This is a genomic window from Streptomyces monomycini, from assembly GCF_022271435.1.
Lineage (GTDB): Bacteria > Actinomycetota > Actinomycetes > Streptomycetales > Streptomycetaceae > Streptomyces > Streptomyces monomycini.
Genome location: NZ_JAFIQY010000001.1, coordinates 180,315 through 195,951, shown reverse-complemented (window position 1 = coordinate 195,951; position 15,637 = coordinate 180,315). Strand labels below are relative to the sequence as shown.

11 protein-coding genes and 2 pseudogenes are annotated in these 15,637 nt (G+C 72.7%); 11 read left to right on the top strand and 2 right to left on the bottom strand.

Annotation, left to right across the window (positions count from 1 at the left end; genetic code table 11):
- Positions 1 to 30 precede the first annotated feature (30 nt).
- Entirely contained in the window at positions 31 to 897 is an 867-nt protein-coding gene (aac(3), locus tag JXZ78_RS00810; RefSeq protein ID WP_030019624.1) for an aminoglycoside 3-N-acetyltransferase, read from the top strand.
- Positions 894 to 1,454, top strand: a complete 561-nt coding sequence (locus JXZ78_RS00805; RefSeq protein ID WP_030019625.1) for a GNAT family N-acetyltransferase — start codon at positions 894 to 896, stop codon at positions 1,452 to 1,454. Before aac(3) ends, JXZ78_RS00805 begins: the two co-directional genes overlap by 4 nt.
- Positions 1,455 to 1,551: 97 nt before the next feature.
- Here the strand turns inward: JXZ78_RS00805 and JXZ78_RS00800 are convergent, their stop codons facing one another.
- A complete protein-coding gene (locus JXZ78_RS00800; RefSeq protein WP_030019626.1) occupies positions 1,552 to 2,553 on the bottom strand; it encodes an alpha/beta fold hydrolase in 1,002 nt (333 codons plus the stop codon).
- A gap of 168 nt (positions 2,554 to 2,721) precedes the next feature.
- Here JXZ78_RS00800 and JXZ78_RS00795 point away from each other — a divergent pair, with 168 nt between their 5' ends.
- The 3 genes from JXZ78_RS00795 to JXZ78_RS00785 all read left to right on the top strand — a co-directional run bounded on the left by JXZ78_RS00795 (position 2,722) and on the right by JXZ78_RS00785 (position 6,024).
- Entirely contained in the window at positions 2,722 to 3,291 is a 570-nt protein-coding gene (locus JXZ78_RS00795; protein ID WP_030019627.1) for a TetR/AcrR family transcriptional regulator, read from the top strand.
- Between the two features lie 276 nt (positions 3,292 to 3,567).
- Positions 3,568 to 3,798 carry a cold-shock protein gene (locus JXZ78_RS00790; RefSeq protein WP_030019628.1) on the top strand — a complete coding sequence of 77 codons (231 nt, stop codon included), beginning with the start codon at positions 3,568 to 3,570 and terminating at the stop codon, positions 3,796 to 3,798.
- Between the two features lie 261 nt (positions 3,799 to 4,059).
- Positions 4,060 to 6,024 carry a SpoIIE family protein phosphatase gene (locus JXZ78_RS00785; RefSeq protein WP_238782592.1) on the top strand — a complete coding sequence of 655 codons (1,965 nt, stop codon included), beginning with the start codon at positions 4,060 to 4,062 and terminating at the stop codon, positions 6,022 to 6,024.
- 82 nt (positions 6,025 to 6,106) lie between these two features.
- Here the strand turns inward: JXZ78_RS00785 and JXZ78_RS00780 are convergent.
- Positions 6,107 to 6,394: pseudogene (locus JXZ78_RS00780) on the bottom strand (winged helix-turn-helix transcriptional regulator); the annotation flags it as partial.
- Here JXZ78_RS00780 and JXZ78_RS00775 point away from each other — a divergent pair.
- The 6 genes and pseudogenes from JXZ78_RS00775 to JXZ78_RS41230 form a co-directional block, all read left to right on the top strand.
- A complete protein-coding gene (locus JXZ78_RS00775) occupies positions 6,371 to 7,159 on the top strand; it encodes an imine reductase family protein (protein WP_050503123.1) in 789 nt (262 codons plus the stop codon). The pseudogene JXZ78_RS00780 and the gene JXZ78_RS00775 overlap by 24 nt on opposite strands.
- 465 nt (positions 7,160 to 7,624) lie before the next feature.
- A complete protein-coding gene (locus tag JXZ78_RS00770) occupies positions 7,625 to 8,092 on the top strand; it encodes a hypothetical protein (protein ID WP_030025286.1) in 468 nt (155 codons plus the stop codon).
- A 119-nt stretch (positions 8,093 to 8,211) separates the two neighbouring features.
- Positions 8,212 to 10,350 (top strand): hypothetical protein, encoded by a 2,139-nt coding sequence (locus JXZ78_RS00765; RefSeq protein ID WP_030025287.1) that lies wholly within the window; start codon positions 8,212 to 8,214, stop codon positions 10,348 to 10,350.
- A gap of 22 nt (positions 10,351 to 10,372) precedes the next feature.
- A complete protein-coding gene (locus JXZ78_RS00760; RefSeq protein ID WP_030025288.1) occupies positions 10,373 to 11,998 on the top strand; it encodes an ABC transporter substrate-binding protein in 1,626 nt (541 codons plus the stop codon).
- Positions 11,999 to 12,343: 345 nt separating this feature from the next.
- Positions 12,344 to 13,171: a 2OG-Fe(II) oxygenase gene (locus tag JXZ78_RS00755; RefSeq protein WP_030025289.1), complete on the top strand. Its 828-nt coding sequence runs from the start codon at positions 12,344 to 12,346 to the stop codon at positions 13,169 to 13,171.
- A 136-nt stretch (positions 13,172 to 13,307) separates the two neighbouring features.
- A pseudogene (locus JXZ78_RS41230) lies at positions 13,308 to 15,383 on the top strand (amino acid adenylation domain-containing protein); the annotation flags it as partial.
- Positions 15,384 to 15,637 lie beyond the last annotated feature (254 nt).

The following is a 15,637-nucleotide window of genomic DNA, read 5'->3' as shown; positions in this document are numbered from 1 at the left end:
GGACCGGGGGCGACGGCTACCTTCCCGTCCATGGACGAACTCGCCTTGCTCAAGCGCTCCGACGGCCCCGTCACCCGTACCCGCCTCGCCCGGGACCTGACCGCGCTCGGCCTCGGCGACGGCGACACCGTGATGTTCCATACGCAGATGTCCGCCATCGGCTACGTGTCAGGCGGCCCGGAGACGGTCATCGGCGCCCTCCGCGACGTCGTGGGCGAGCGCGGAACCCTGATGGTGACCTGCGGCTGGAACGACGCCCCGCCGTACGACTTCACCGACTGGCCGCAGGCCTGGCAGGATGCCCTGCGGGCCGAACACCCGGCGTACGACCCCGCGCTGAGCGAGGCGGACCACAACAACGGCCGCCTTCCGGAAGCGCTGCGCCGTTGGCCCGGAGCCGTCCGCAGCCGCCATCCCGACGCGAGCTTCGCGGCGCTCGGCGCGGCGGCCACCACATTGACGGCTGACCACCCGTGGGACGACCCGCACGGCACGGACAGCCCGTTGGCACGGCTGGTCGCGATGGGCGGCCGGGTACTTCTGCTGGGCGCCCCGCTGGACGCGCTCACGCTCCTGCACCACGCCGAGGCCCTGGCCGAAGCGCCCGGCAAGCGGTTCGTGGACTACGAGCAGCCGATCCTCGTCGACGGGGAACGGGTCTGGCGGCGGTTCCACGACATCGACTCGGAGAACGGGGCGTTCGACTACTCCGCCCTCGTGCCCGAAGGGACGGAAGCCTTCGAGATCATCGGACGGGACATGCGCGCCGCGGGCATCGGCCGCAGGGGGACGGTCGGAGCGGCCGACAGTCATCTCTTCGAAGCCCGTGACGTGGTGGACTTCGGTGTGGCCTGGATGGAGGAGAAGCTGGGCCGGGGACGGCGGCCCGGCAAATGATCACTTGGCGACGGGTCACCGAGGCGGACTTCCCGCTCCTGCGGCACTGGCTGGCGCAGCCGCACGTGGCCCGGTGGTGGAACCACGACACCTCGGAGCAGGGCGTGGCGCGCGACTTCGGCCCGGTGGCCAGGGGCGAGGAGCCCGCCGAGGACCTGCTCGTCCTCCTCGACGGCCGCCCCCTCGGCCTGGCCCAGCGGTCCCGGTTCGCCGACTACCCCGCCTACCGGGACGAGTTGGCCGCCGTCACCGAGGTGACCGGCGAGACGATGACCCTCGACTACCTCATCGGCGATCCGGAACAGGCGGGGCGGGGGCACGGCCCGCGCATGATCCGGGCCGTCCTCCGGGCGACGTGGCGCGACCATCCGTACGCACCGGCCGTCCTGATCCCCGTACCGGTCGCCAACCGGGCTTCCTGGCGGGCCCTGGAGAAGGCCGGACTGTGCCGTGTCGCCGAAGGTGAACTCGAACCGGACAGCCCCGCCGCCGGTCGCGCGCACTATGTCTACCGTGCGACGCGGCCGGCGGCGCAACGGACGTGGCCGGACAGCTGATGACACGCGGCCGGTCAACGGGTGACATGCGGCCGGTCAGCGGGTGACCCGGGCCGGACGGCGGATGGCCCCGGCCGAACAGCAGGTGACGCGGACGTCAGCCCTGGGCCGGTGACGAGCCGGGCAGGTGGCCGAGGAAGTCGAGCAGCGCGGCGTTGACCTCGGCGGGCCGTTCCTGCTGGGTCCAGTGTCCGCAGCCGGGGAGGGTGATGCTGCGGTGCAGCTTCGGCGCGATCGTCTCCAGCGAGGCGAGGAGTTCGCCGATGCCGTGCAGCGACATCACCATGTCGCGGTCCCCGCCGACGTACAGCGCGGGCTGGTCGATGCCGCGGCCCCGGAAGGCGGCCAGCAGCTCGTGGTTCCGCTGGATGTTCCGGTACCAGTTGAGCGGGCCGGTGAACGCCCGCTCCCCGTGGTCCGCGTAGTCGCGGACGAACGCGTCGATGTCGTCCGGGGTGAGCCAGGCGGGCAGGTGCTCCGGTTCGGGGACCGAGTCGATGAGGGTCGTACCGTCGGGAACGATCCACGGGCGCGGAGTGCCGGCGCCGGGGTTGTCGCCCGAGCCGCTGGCCAGGATGCGGCGGAACGTCGAGGCCGGATCGCGCGCCAGCTCCGCGTCGGCGACGCCCGGCTGCTGGAAGTAGCACTGGTAGAAGCCGTCACCGTAGAGCCGTCGGGTGACTTCCGGCGGCGCCATGCCCGCGGGCAGGACGGGCGGCACGCTGAGTCCGGCCACGGCCCGTACGACGTCGGGACGGAGCATGGCCGTGACCCAGGCGACGGGCGCGCCCCAGTCGTGTCCGACGACGACGGCCTGCTCCTCGCCGAGCGCGTGGATCAGGGCGATCACGTCACCGGCCAGATGCAGCACGCTGTACGCGTCGGGGCCCTCGGGCTGCTCGCTGCGCGCATAACCTCGCTGGTCCGGCGCCACCACCCGGTACCCGGCCGCGGCGAGCGGGGCGAACTGGTGGCGCCAGGAGTACCAGCTCTCCGGGAATCCGTGCAGCAGCAGGACCAGCGGCCCCTCGCCCTGCTCGGCGATGTGCAGCCTGACTCCGTTGACTTCCACGGAGCGGTGCTTGACGGTGACGGTCACGTGTCCTCCGGCATCTCGGGGCGGCGGCTGGCGCCGTTGCCTGTCGTCCAGCACGGGAAACCGATCGGTTTCCCGTGGGAGAACGGTAGACCCTGTGATGCTTCCGTACTGCACTCGGGGGTACACCGGGCGGTTTCCGTGAGGCGCGCGGGGCGGTAGTCTCCCCGCATGTCCAGTACAGGCGCGGCGTCCACCCGGGACCGGCTGCTCGACGCGGCGGCCGAACTCTTCTACCGCGAGGGTGCCTCCATCGGGGTCGAGACGCTGTGCAGGACGGCCGGGGTCTCCAAACGCTCGATGTACCAGCTCTTCGACAGCAAGGACGAGGTCTTCGCGGCCAGTCTGCGGCGGCGCGCACCCGCCTACGAGGAGCAGCTCGCCCTGCGTACCGTCGAGGCGGGCCCGCCGCGTACGCGCATCCTGTACGTCTTCGAACGGCTCGAAAAGCTGGCGGAGACGGCCGACTACCGGGGCTGCCCCTTCCTGGCCGCACAGGTCGAACTCAAGGACCCCGGGCATCCGGCGAGCATCGTCGCCGAGGAAGTGAAGCAGCATCTCACCGACGCCTTCCGGGCGGAGGCCGAGCGGGGCGGGGCGCACGATCCCGGGCTGCTGGCGCGTCAGCTGACCCTGGTCTTCGACGGCGCGAGCGCGCGTGCCGGAGCGCGGGTGGAGAGCCTGGCCGGGCTGGCCGTGACCACGGCGGCCGCCCTGCTCGACGCGGCGGGCGTGGCCTGACCGGTGGTGGCGGCGGGGGCGGCGTTCCCGCGCCGGCGCGGCGTCACCAGGCGGCCGGCAGGGGCAGCTCGTTCGCACGACGTCTCATCGGCCGCTGCCCTGGGCCGCGGCCGGGCTCCGGCACAGGTACCGGCGTGGAGGCGGCGCGCGCCTGTGCGAGGTCCGTGCCGAGCGCCGGGTCCGAGCTACGTGCGCCCGTGAATGCGCCCCCTTAACCACCGGTGAGAGGGCACCCGTGGGGTGTCCCGCTCACTCCACCCGACAGAGGTGATTGCTGTGCCCCATGGCGTCGTCAAGTGGTTCGACCACGAACGAGGTGCCGGTCTGGTCGCCCAGACCGGCGGAGGACCGGACGTCCTCGCCTACCGTTCGGCGATCCAGGGGGACGAACCGGCCCGCACGCTGACGTCGGGGGAGCGCGTCTCCTTCAACCTCGTGGAGGACTTCGAGGGCATCCGGGCGGAGAACATCTACCGTCTCCCGGGCCGGTACCGTTCCCCTGCCTGACGGTGACCGTCCGGCTGCGCCGTGCGACTGTCTCACGATTCCAGGCGTAACCGGGCGGAAAGCAGAAAGGTTCAGTCCGGTGTTGTACAAAGGTGAACAAGGCCGGTGATGCCGGGCGGCGCATGCTCCAATGTCCGCACTCTCGCAGGCACGGGTTTGCGGGGCACGGCGGGGACGTACTCGGGCCGGCTGCGGGTGCCGTGACGGGAGGTCGTCACTCTCGTTGCCCGGGGCGTCGATGCGTCATGAAGTGAGGCACGGATGACGGCAGTGGGTGCTCCGCGGAACGGCGCGGGCGAGCAGGAGCTGTTCCGGGGGCTGGTGGAGTGTTCGCAGGACGCGATTCTCACCAAGACGCTGGACGGGCAGGTCACGTTCTGGAACGCGGCGGCGCAGCGGTTGTACGGCTACCGGGCGGAGGAGATGGTCGGCCGGCACATCGGGCGGCTGATCCCGCCGGACCTCAAGGACGAGGAGGCCGGCCTGCTGGAGCGGATCGGCCGGGGCGAGCGGATCGAGCACTACGAGACGCGTCGGGTCGCGAGCGGCGGCCGGGTGCTGGACGTGGACGTGTCCCTGTGGCCGGTTCGTTCCCGGCGCGGGGTCGTGCACGCCGCCTGTTCCATCACCCGGGACATCACCGACCGCAAGAGGGCGGAGGCGCGGATCGACGAGCTGGCGGTGGTGGTGGAATCGGCGCAGGACGCGATCCTCATCAAGACGCTGGACGGAGAGATCACGTTCTGGAACGCGGCGGCGCAGCGGTTGTACGGCTACCTGGCCGGAGAGGTGGTGGGGCAGCACATCGGGCTGCTGATCCCGCCGGACCTCAAGGACGAGGAGGCCGGTCTGCTGGAGCGGATCGGCCGGGGCGAGCGGATCGAGCACTACGAGACGCGTCGGGCCACCAGTGGCGGCCGGGTGCTGGACGTCGACGTGACCCTGTGGCCGATCCGCGACCGGGACGGAGTGATCACCGGCGCCTGCTCCACCATGCGGGACATCACCGAACGCAAGAAGGCCGGACGGGAACTCGCCGAACTGTACGCACAGCAGCGGCACATCGCCCTCGCCCTGCGTCTGATGGGCGCCTCCGAGCAGATCCCCGGAGCCCGCGCGGCCACCCGCTACCTCCCCTCCACCCAGGGGCAGGGCGTGGGCGGCGACTGGCTCGACCTGATCGACCTGGGCGCCGGACGGGTCGGCGTGATCATCGGGGACGTCATGGGGCGCGGCCTGGACGCGGCCGTGGTCATGGGCCAGCTCCGCTCCGCCGCCCGGGCGCTGGCGCTGGCCGGAACACCGCCGTGCGAGCTGATCCAGACGCTCGACACGTTCACCCGTGGGCTGCCGGAACAATTCGTCACCTGCACCTACCTGGAGGCGGACCCGGCGCTCGGCGAGGTCACCGCCTGCTCGGCCGGGCACCTGCCGGTCTGGCTCGTCGCCCCGGACGCGACGGTCGGCGCGCTGCCGGTGCCGACCGGTATCCCCCTGGGGGTGGGCGGCGTACCGCACCAGGAGGTCCGCCTGCCTCTACGGGCGGGTACGACGCTGGCCCTCTACACCGACGGCCTGGTGGAGACGCCGCACAGCGACATCGGGACCCAGCTGGACCTGCTGACCACCACCCTGAGCGAGGTCTTCACCGTCACGACGGACCTGGAGGAGGCCGCCGACCGCGTCCTGCGCACCCTGCTCCCGAACACCGCGACGTACGCCGACGACGTCACCCTCCTGCTGGTCGGCTTCCCCGCCGCCCCGCTGGACACCGCCGCGATGGACCTGCCGGGCGAGCCGTCCTCGGTCCCGGAAGGACGCCACTTCCTGCTCCGCACCCTGCGAGCCTGGGGCCTGACGGCGCTCGCCGACACGGCGCTGCTGCTGTCGTCGGAGCTGCTGACCAACGCCGTGTGCCACGCGCGGGGGCCGCTGACGCTGCGCGTCTGGTACAGCGCCCGGGAGTTGGGTGTGGAGGTCGTCGACGGCAGTACGCCCCGGCCCCGGGCCCGGCTCGCGGACAACGCCGAGGAGAGCGGCCGCGGCCTGATGCTCGTCGAAGCGCTCGCCGACGCCTGGGGCACGCGCCCCGGCGTGGCCGGAAAGACCGTCTGGTTCACGCTGCTGACGGCTCCGGCCCTGGCCGCCGGTGCCCGGCTGCGCGACACGGCTCCGGCTCCGCGCGGCGGCGAAGAGGCGGTGGCGGTGGCCGATCCGGTCTCCTGACCGGGGAAAAACGCTTCACGAAGCGGCCGCACCGCTGCCGCGGCACGGGGGCCGCGCCCGCAGGGGCCGGTGGCCGGGGCGCTCACCCGTGGGAGGCTTCGGCCACGGCGACCGCTTCCAAGCCTTCGCGACGCACCCGCTCGGCACCCCACACGCCGAGCGGTCCGAGCGCTTGATTGAGCGTGTGCCCGTGCTCGGTCAGGGAGTATTCCACCCGTGGCGGCACCTCGGCATGGACCTCGCGGTGCACGAGACCGTCCTCCTCCGTCTCGCGCAGATGCTGTGTCAGCATCTTCTCGCTCACTCCCGGCAGACCGCGCCGTAGCTCGGCGAAGCGGCGTATCCGGTGGGAGTCGAGCTCCCGGACGACGTCGTCGCCGACGGAGCGACGCTCGCGGCGACACCCGGCGAAGCGGTCGAAGCGAGTGACCTGGTGATCCTCAGCCTCACCGACTACCAGGCGATGTACGACATCCTCGGCAGCGCCCCCGCATCGCTCGCCGGCCGGACGCTGGTCAACCTCAGCTCCGACACCCCCGACCGCTCACGCGAGGCAGCGGCCTGGGCAGCGGGCCACGACGCCGCCTTCCTCACCGGAGGCGTCATGGTCCCCGCGCCGATGATCGGCACGGCGGCGGCCCATGTCTACTACAGCGGCCGCGACCCGGTGTCGAAGAGCCACCTGGCCGTGTTGGAACTGCTGGGAGCGCGGAGGCATCTGGGCGAAGACCCGGGCCTCGCCCAGATGATGTACCAAGCCCAACTCGCGCTGTTCCTCACCATCTTGTCCGGACTGTTGCACGCGACCGCGATGCTCGGCACCGCGGGAACGACGGCCATGGAGGCGCTGCCGGAGCTGCTTTCCTCCGCCGACGCGATCGGCGGCATCCTGAGGGCCGGCGAAAAGAACCCGGGCACCGCGCTTGACGCCGGCGAACATCCCGGCGCCCTCGGCACGGTCACCATGATGGGCGCCACGTCCGACCACATCGTCGGGACCAGCACATCACTCGGCCTCGACCTCGCGCTCCCCCTGGCGGTGCAGTCCCTGTCCCACTACCGGCGCGCGATCGAGAAGGGGCACGGCGGCGACAGCTGGACCCGCATCATCGACAGCATCCGGGGACCACGCTGAGCACGTGCGGAGTCGATGAGCAGGGCGACGGACACACGCCCCGGTCGTGAGCCCGCCCAGGCTCCGGAGCGTGGCCGAGCAGAGCGAGGCCGAAGGCTCGGGTTGTGCCGGAACCGGCGCGCCATCAGGTCTCCGGTCATGGCCGCCGCCGGTGCTGCGCCGACCGGGTGATCGTTGCGGTGGTGCGCATGGGGGCCGGGGCGGTGGGCAGTATCGCCTCGCTTCGTTCCTCGGGGAAGATGAACGAGGCCCAGGCGGGCCGGGGTCGTTCGGCGGCAGAAGGCCGGTGACGACGGCGCCCCGGTCCGCCCTTTCCGTGGCGGCGTCGGTCAGGGCCGCCGCCCCGTCGGAAACGTCGGCGGCGCCACCGGAGTCGGGTGAATCGGGGATGCGGGCGGCGTCGTGCAAACAATTCGTTTGCAACGAAGCGTTGACACGCTTCCGTAGTGGTTCCATGCTGCCTCCATGGCATCCACCTCAGAGCAGAACGACGGACCGTCCGGTACGGACCCCTTCTCGCTGCCGGACGCGCAGCAGGCGCGTGCGCAGCGGGTGCACGCGGCGCTCTTCCGTGTCGCGGAGCGGCATGCGGCCACCGAGAAGCAGCGTGCGCGGCAGACGCATCCGGCCGTCCTCGGCCCCCACGAGGCCGTACGGCTGGTGGCGTTCCTGATGAGCGGGGCGGCACGGCTCGACGAGGGCGAGCCGGAGGTGGACCGGGCGGACATCACCGCCGCGTTGAGCCTGCTGCCACTGGTGCGCGGCGAGCTGGACGAGCTGGAGGCCGGGCTGCTGCGGATGGCCCGGGGGCGCGGCATGACCTGGCCCGAGGTGGCTTTCGGGCTGGGCCTGGGCACCCCGCAGGCGGCCCGGCAGCGCTACGAGCGGCTGGCCGGCCGGGTCCGCGCCACGGGGGAGACGGAAGAGGAGTAGCGGACGGCGGCGCGGTCACGGAAGGTTCGGCCGGGACCGACCCTCCCTGAAGGCCGGGCGTCTGCACTAGCCTGACGTGTCATCACAAGCGGTACGGTCGGTGACGCATCGGGGGACCCGTGCCAGACGATCTCGGATTCGACAAGCTGCTCGACGACGACGGCTTGGTGGCCAGGCTGCTCGGCAAGACCCGCGCGGGCCGCAACCGCAAGCTGCTGTACGGCCCCGACCTGCCCGTGGTCCTGCTCGTCGGCGGCCCCGGCACGGGCAAGGGCCGGCTCCTGCAATGCGTACGGGGCGAGTTCGGCCGCCACGTACCGACGGCGCACATCGACTGCGGGCTCCCGGTGTACCGGGAGCAGGCGGAGCAGCACCCGCAGACACGCTCGGTGCCGACGGAGGTGCTGCGCGAGGTGGCCCGGCAGTTCGGCGCCTGGCAGGGCGACGGCGGGGCGGTCGCCACCCCGCGCCTGTACGCGGGCCTCGCGGCGGTCGCGGCCAGCGATCCGCTCGCCGACACCGCCACCCTGGTCAGCGAGGTGCAACGGCACGACGAGCTGCTGCCGCGCGGCTCCTTCTGGCGGGGTGTGCTGAACCGGGCGGGCCGGGCCTACGTCGGTGTCGTCGCGGGGCTGGTGGCCCACCCGGGGGCCGTACCCTTCATCAACGCCGTACTCGACGAACTGCTCGCCCGCACCTCCCAGGAGGGCAAGGCCCTGCTGGCCGCGTGCTACGGCGAGTACACGGGCGCGGGCGGTCACCCGAAGCTGGGGCTGCACTCGCTGGCCTCGCACTTCCAGCAGGGCGGCGAAGCACGCGAGGTCGCCGAGGGCTTCCTCTTCCGCGCGCTGCGGCAGGACATCGAAGCCGCGTACGTGTCACTGCTGGGCCGGCTGTCCCGGGCCGGGCGCCCCGCCCTGCTGCTCGACCACGCGGACAACGCCCTCGGCAGACGGCTGGTGCGGCCGGTGCTGGAGGACCGCGAGCGGGGGCATCACGACCGGCTGGTGGTCATGGCGACCGCCCGGCGGGAGGACGGCGGGCGCTTCCTGTACCACCTCGGCGGCGCCGCCGGTACGGACGACGACGCGCCCGTCAGCTGGCGGCCCTCCGACGGCGGTCTGCCGCGGTGGAGCCGCCCCTCGGGCGGCGTACCCGGTCTGACGCCCTTGTCGCGCGGCGTCCTCCTCGTCCGTATGCCGATGCTCACCCGCGACCAGCAGTCCAGGGAGACGGCCCGCCTCCAGGTCCGGCGGGTACTCGGCGACAACGCCGCCCAGCTCCGCATCGACAGCGGCATCCACCGGCTGAGCGGCGGACGCCCGCTGTTCGTGACCCGGCTGGGCGAGGCGACCGCGGCTCGGACGTTCCGGGAGCCGGGCGCGGGCACCGACTGGGCCCTGCTGGACGCCCGGGTGCGCTCCGGGGAGGACGCGGAGGGCCGCCCGGTGGCGGAACTCCTGCTGGACGACCTCATCGTCCGCCAGCCGCCCGAAGAACTTCCGCCGGAGCAGCGCGGGCACTGGCTCGACCTGCTCAGCCATCTGTCGGTGGCCCACGACGCGGAGTGCGCCCAGATCCTGATGCGCGAGGTGCAGGCGGGCCGGGACGAGCGCCTGTCCGCCTACCGCATCGCCGAGCTGCTGCGGGACAGCGGCTGGCCGCACTGCTCCCGGCACTTCATCGGCGACCTCGGACTGCGACGCCTGCTCATGCGGCGCCTGTACCGGCTGCGCGCGAACGGCGCGGCCTGGCTCGGCGATCACACCCTGCTGCGGGAGCACTACCGCGCTCTGGAGGACGACGAGGCCGACGAACTCTTCGGCTCCGCCGCCGCGCACGGCATGCACCACCACCTGGCGGTCGGTGACGCCGAGGCGGTCACGGACTACCTCGACCGCACTTTCCTCACCCGCAGCGCGCGGGTCTGGTGCGACGAACTCCTGGCCATCGCGGAGGCGCCGCTGCTCGGCCGCACCGACGACCGGCGCGCGCGGGCGCTGGGCGAGGCAGAGGTGACCGGCGACGTGCGGCACAAGCGCATCGACCGGCTGCTGCACGCCGTACGGCTCTGCGAGGACCGTACGGAGCCGCTCGACGAGGCCGTGACCGACACCCTGCCCAAGCTGCTGGAACGGCTGGGGGAGGAACCCGCCGCCGGGGCCGGCACGCTGACGCAGACGGCCCGCGAGTGGGGTGACCGGCTCGCCCACAAGCAGCCGCTCAGACCGTGCACGTGCACGAGACACATCGGATGAGACGAAGGGGGAGGGCGCGGCGGTGCTGAACTTCCTGTACAACACGTTCTGGGCCACCTGGATCCGCAAAGCGTGCACGATCCTCGTCGTACTGGCCGTGGTCGTCCCCCTCGCCATCATCATTCCGGGCCGGATCGGGGCCCCCGAACGCTGCGCCGAGGGAGTCGAGCGGAGCGCCGGTGAATGCATCGGCGTCAACGGATCCGGTTACGACTTCGGGACGGAGGAGATTCATCAGGTGGCCGACGCGATCGGCCGGGAGAACGAGCGCATCGCCGGGGACAAGGACATCGTCAGTGTCGCGATGATGCTGCCGTTGCAGCCGAAGTCCGAAGCCGAAAGCGCCCAGCTCCGCAGCGAACTGCAGGGCGCCTACCTGGCGCAGTACCGTGCCAATCGCTCGGAGAACAAGCCGCTGCTGCGTCTGGTGCTGGCCAACCCCGGCGCCGATTACGGGCAGCAGGAAAAGGTGGTGGACCGGCTCGCGGCGATGGCGGACTCGCCACGCGACAATCTGCGCGCCGTCACCGGCTTCAACCTCAGCCTCGACAACACGAAGAAGGCCGTCACCCGGCTGACCGGCGAACTGCGGATTCCGGTGCTCGCCAGCCGGGTCAGCGCCGACGACCTCGCCAATTCCGACGACCAGAGCGGCTCGCTCCGGTATCCGGGACTGGCCCGGATCATTCCCACCAACCGGCAGCAGGCGGCCGCGCTCGCCGATTTCCACGGTGGACTCCGGGACGCGGAAACCGTCCTGGTCAAGGATCTCCGCCCGAACGACATCTACGACGAATCACTCGCCAAGGCGTTCAGCCGGCCGGAACCCGGGCCGCCCGGCCCGAAGGACCAGCCGTTCACCTCGCCCGGCATCAACGACCTGGGCGACACCGGAAACGACTTCACGACGATTGGGCACAACATCTGTGAATCCGACGCGCGGGTCGTCTATTTCGCGGGGCGCCCGGTCCATCTGCGGCTGTTCGCCCTGAAACTGGCCGAGGTCCCGTGCCACGGGAAGAAGTACACCGTCGTGAGCGGGTCGGGTGCGGCGACGCTGGAGCGGTACATGAGCCCGGGCGACTGGGAGAAACTGCGGGGCGACGACGGGGCGGGCGCCACGATCACCGTGCAGTACGCGGCCCCGGGCCACCCGGACGCCTGGGACGCGTCCCTGCGGACCTGGGAGAAGGAACGGCGGGCGGTCACCGGCAAGGCGCCGGCGGCCGGGGACCGGCCGGCGTACCTGACGGAGCCGCAGGGCGAGTTGCGGGAACTCCGCCGCCTGATCGAGCGGCAGTCCGGCGGCGACATCGGGCCGGTGACCCTGGAGGACTCCCGCACGATGCTGGTCCACGACGGCGTACGCACCATCGCCTCGGCCGTCTTCCTGGCCAACGCGCAGGCCGCCGGCGCGGTGCCGACACGGGAGCGCGTCACCGCCCAGTGGCCACGGCTGGAGGCCCGGTACCGGGTGCCGGGCACGAGCGGCTGGATCTGCCTGACCAACGGGGGCAACGCCTACGACAAACCGGTGGCCGTCGTGAAGCTCGACCCGGGCACCCGCCGGGTGGCGTTCGTGGGGCTGGGCTGGCCGGAGCGGAAACCCCAGCCGGCCGACTGCGCGGTGCCCAGCGGCACCGGCTGAGGAGCACCGGCCCGGCCCGGGCCGGGCTTTCCTTCATCTCCGCAGTTTGTCGGAACGTCGTTCCACCGGCACTCGTCCAGGGCCGGTTCACGGGTTCCCCCGATGGGGCGGGCTGCCGGTGAGCGCGGTGTGGCGGGCCGCGCGCCGGGAGAACCTGGTCCCGGACGTGTCCGCGGTTTTCCGGAAGCGGTGCGCAGGCGATCGGGCGCGGAAAGGCCAGGGGCAGTGCTCATATCCTCCCGTACGGCCCCCTTTTCCGTTTCCGGGGCCGGGGCGGTCGCCGGCGTGGTGCCGGCGGCCGAGCGGAGTCCCCCGGCTGTGCACCGCTGAGTGGAGTGTGACGATGTGACTTCGACTGTTTCCGGGCCCGGCGCGGGCGTCGCGGGCGCCGCCGCGGAAGGCGGCTTCGCCCGTGAACTGACCCGGGATTCCCTGCTGCGGCTGGCCCGCCGGGAGATCGCAGCCCTGCACGTACCCGGATTCTGCGACCGGCGGGTCGCGGCGGAAGTGGCCGGGAAAGCGGTGCGGCACAAGGCGCTGGGAAATTATCACAAGAAATATACGAGTACGGTGGGACGAGTGCACCTGCCGCACATCGACACGGCGTGGAATCCCGAACTGACCGCCCGTTACCACGACGCCGCACTGCCCTCGATCCACGAGGTGCGTGATTTGTTCGCGCCGTATCTGTCCCCGGTGGACCATGTACGGCTGCTGCTCCAGGAATGCTGGCCGGCCGGTGCCGAACTGCTGCGGCTGCGCGGCCGGCCGTGTTTCGTCGGCGCGCTGCGGGTGTTCCGCCCGCGGACCTCGGTCTTCCACCCGCACAACGACCGCATCGAGCAGGAGACGGACGCCCCGGAGGCCGCCGGGGTGAGCGAGCAACTGGTCGCCAACATCTACCTCCAGGTGCCCGAGGAGGGCGGCGACCTCCAGCTGTGGCGGCGTGAGCCCACGAGCGCGGAGTCCCGCACCATCCAGGAGGTCGAAGGGCTGGACCCGGCGACGGTCGAGCCCCCGGACCACGTGATCCACCCGCAGGCGGGCGACCTGATCGTCTTCAGCTCCCGGATGCTGCACGCCGTCACCCCGGCCCGGGGCGGCCACCGCGTCGGCATGGCGGCGTTCATCGCCTGCAAGGGCCCCGACGAGCCTTTGCGGTACTGGAGCTGACCCGGCCCGGGGCCGACGGCCCCCGCGGCTCCCGGCGGCCGCGGCAGGACGCCGCCGCGCCCGGCACCCCTGTGTGGCCCCGCGCCGCCCTGACGCGCGCCCGTAGTGCGACCCGTAGTGCGAGAGGTCTAGGAAAGTGACGTTCGACGAGCAGGACGGCGCACCGCCCGGCGAGGCTCCGGGCAGCGTTCTGGACACCGCCCGGGACAGGCCGCCCGTGACGCTGGGCGAACTGTTCACCCGGCAGGCGCGGTGCACGCCTGGCGCCGTCGCCGTGGCGGACGAGGCTGTACGGATGACGTACGCGCAGGTGGAGGCCGCCGCCAACCGGCTGTCCCGGGTGCTCTTGGGCCGGGGCGCCGGCCCCCGGCAGGTGGTGGCGCTGGTGCTGCCGCGTACGGCGGACCTGGTCGTGGCCGTCCTGGCAGTGCTCAAGTGCGGAGCGGCCTACCTGCCCGTGGATCCCGCATACCCGGCCGAGCGCGTCGCCTTCCTGCTGCGGGACGTGGCGCCCGCCGCCGTACTGACGGTGTGTGAGCTGGCGGACGGGCTGCCGGCCGACGCCGGCGGCCCCGGTGGCGTCCCCGTGGTCCTGCTCGACGACGACCGTACGCAGCGGCTCCTGGACCAGGCCGCGCCCAAGCCCGTCACCGACACCGACCGCGGCGGGCGGCCGGACCCGCGCGACTGCGCGTACATCATCCACACGTCGGGCTCCGCCGGCACCCCCAAGGGCGTCGTGACCACCCACGCCAACGTCGTCCGTCTGCTCACCTCCACCGCCCACCGGTTCGGCTTCGGCCCGGACGACATCTGGGCCCTCTTCCACTCCTGTGCCTTCGACGTCTCGGTGTGGGAGATGTTCGGCGCGCTGCTGACCGGGGGGCGGCTCGTGATCGTCCCGCACCGGACCGGCCGGGTGCCCGCCGACCTCCTGGCACTGCTGGCCCGCGAGCGGGTCACCGTCCTGTGCCAGACACCGACCGCCTTCTCCGCGCTGCTGACCGCGGACGGCGAGCGTCCCGACGTCCTGCGGGACGCGCCGCTGCGCGTGGTCGTCCTCGCCGGCGAGGCGCTCGACCCCGCCCGGCTCGCCGGCTGGTACGACCGGCACCCCGACGACGCGCCGCTGCTCGTCAACATGTACGGCACGACCGAGACCACCGTGCACGCCACCTACGCAGCCTGCGACCGGGCCGGTGCCCGGCCCGGCGCGCCGAGCGCCATCGGGGAGCCGATCGCGGATCTCACGCTGTACGTGCTGGACGACCGGCTGGGCGAGGTGCCGCCCGGCGGCACGGGCGAACTGTACGTGGCGGGCGACGGTCTGGCGCGCGGCTATCTGAACCGCCCCGGACTGACCGCCGGACGCTTCGTGGCCTGCCCGTACGGCCCGCCCGGCGCACGCATGTACCGGACCGGCGACCTGGTGCGGCGCGGACCCGGCGGGCTGGAGTTCGCCGGCCGCTCCGACGACCAGGTCAAGATCCGCGGCTTCCGCGTCGAGCCGGGGGAGGTGGAGTCCGCCCTCGCGGCCCACCCGGACGTCGCCCAGGCCGCGGTGGCCGTCCGCCGGGACGCGGACGGAGGGCCGAGCCTGGTCGGTTACGTCGTACCGCGGCCGTATCCGCGTACGGAGTCACACCACGGGGGCACCGGGCACGCGGCGGGCACCGACGCGGCACTGGCGGCCTGGCGGCGGGTGTACGACGACTTGTACGCCGCCTCCGCACGGCGGCCCACCGCCCTGGGTGAAGACTTCGCGGGATGGCGGAACAGCGCCGACGGACGGCCGATCCCGCTGGAGCAGATGCGCGAGTGGCGGGACGCCACCGCCGACCGGGTACGGGCCCTGCGGCCCCGCCGGGTCCTGGAGATCGGCGTCGGCACCGGCCTCCTCCTGGCCCGGATCGCCCCGTTCTGCGAGAGCTACTGGGGCACCGACCTGTCCGCCGCAGCCGTCACCGGACTGCGCGGCGCGCTCGCGGCCGACCCCGTACTGGCCGCCCGCACCACCCTGACCTGCCAGGCTGCCGACGACATGCGGGGCCTGCCGGAAGGCGGCTTCGACGTCGTCGTACTGAACTCCGTCGCCCAGTACTTCCCCGACGCGGACCACCTTCTCACCGTGCTGCGCGGTGCCCTCGACCGCCTGACGCCCGGCGGCGCCCTCTTCGTCGGCGACGTACGCGACCTCCGGCTGGCCCGCCGCTTCCACACGGCACTGCACCGGCAGCGCGCGGCGGCTCGTGGCGTTGCCCTGGCCGACGCGGAGTTGGCCGCGGCGGTCCGGCGGAGCCTGGCGCGCGAGCAGGAACTGCTGGTCGCGCCCGGCTTCTTCACCGCCCTGCCGCACGGGCCGCTGCCCGGGGTGAGCGCGGTGGACCTCCGCGTCAAACGCGGGCGGCACCACAACGAGCTGAGCCGTTACCGGTACGACGTGGTGCTGCGCAAAGGCCCGGCCCC

Bases quoted from the DNA above. Each gene is read 5' to 3' on its own strand.
- JXZ78_RS00795 (WP_030019627.1), top strand. From the start codon at position 2,722: ATGTCCAGTACAGGCGCGGCGTCCACCCGGGACCGGCTGCTCGACGCG.
- JXZ78_RS00785 (WP_238782592.1), top strand. From the start codon at position 4,060: ATGACGGCAGTGGGTGCTCCGCGGAACGGCGCGGGCGAGCAGGAGCTG.
- JXZ78_RS00805 (WP_030019625.1), top strand. From the start codon at position 894: ATGATCACTTGGCGACGGGTCACCGAGGCGGACTTCCCGCTCCTGCGG.
- JXZ78_RS00770 (WP_030025286.1), top strand. From the start codon at position 7,625: ATGGCATCCACCTCAGAGCAGAACGACGGACCGTCCGGTACGGACCCC.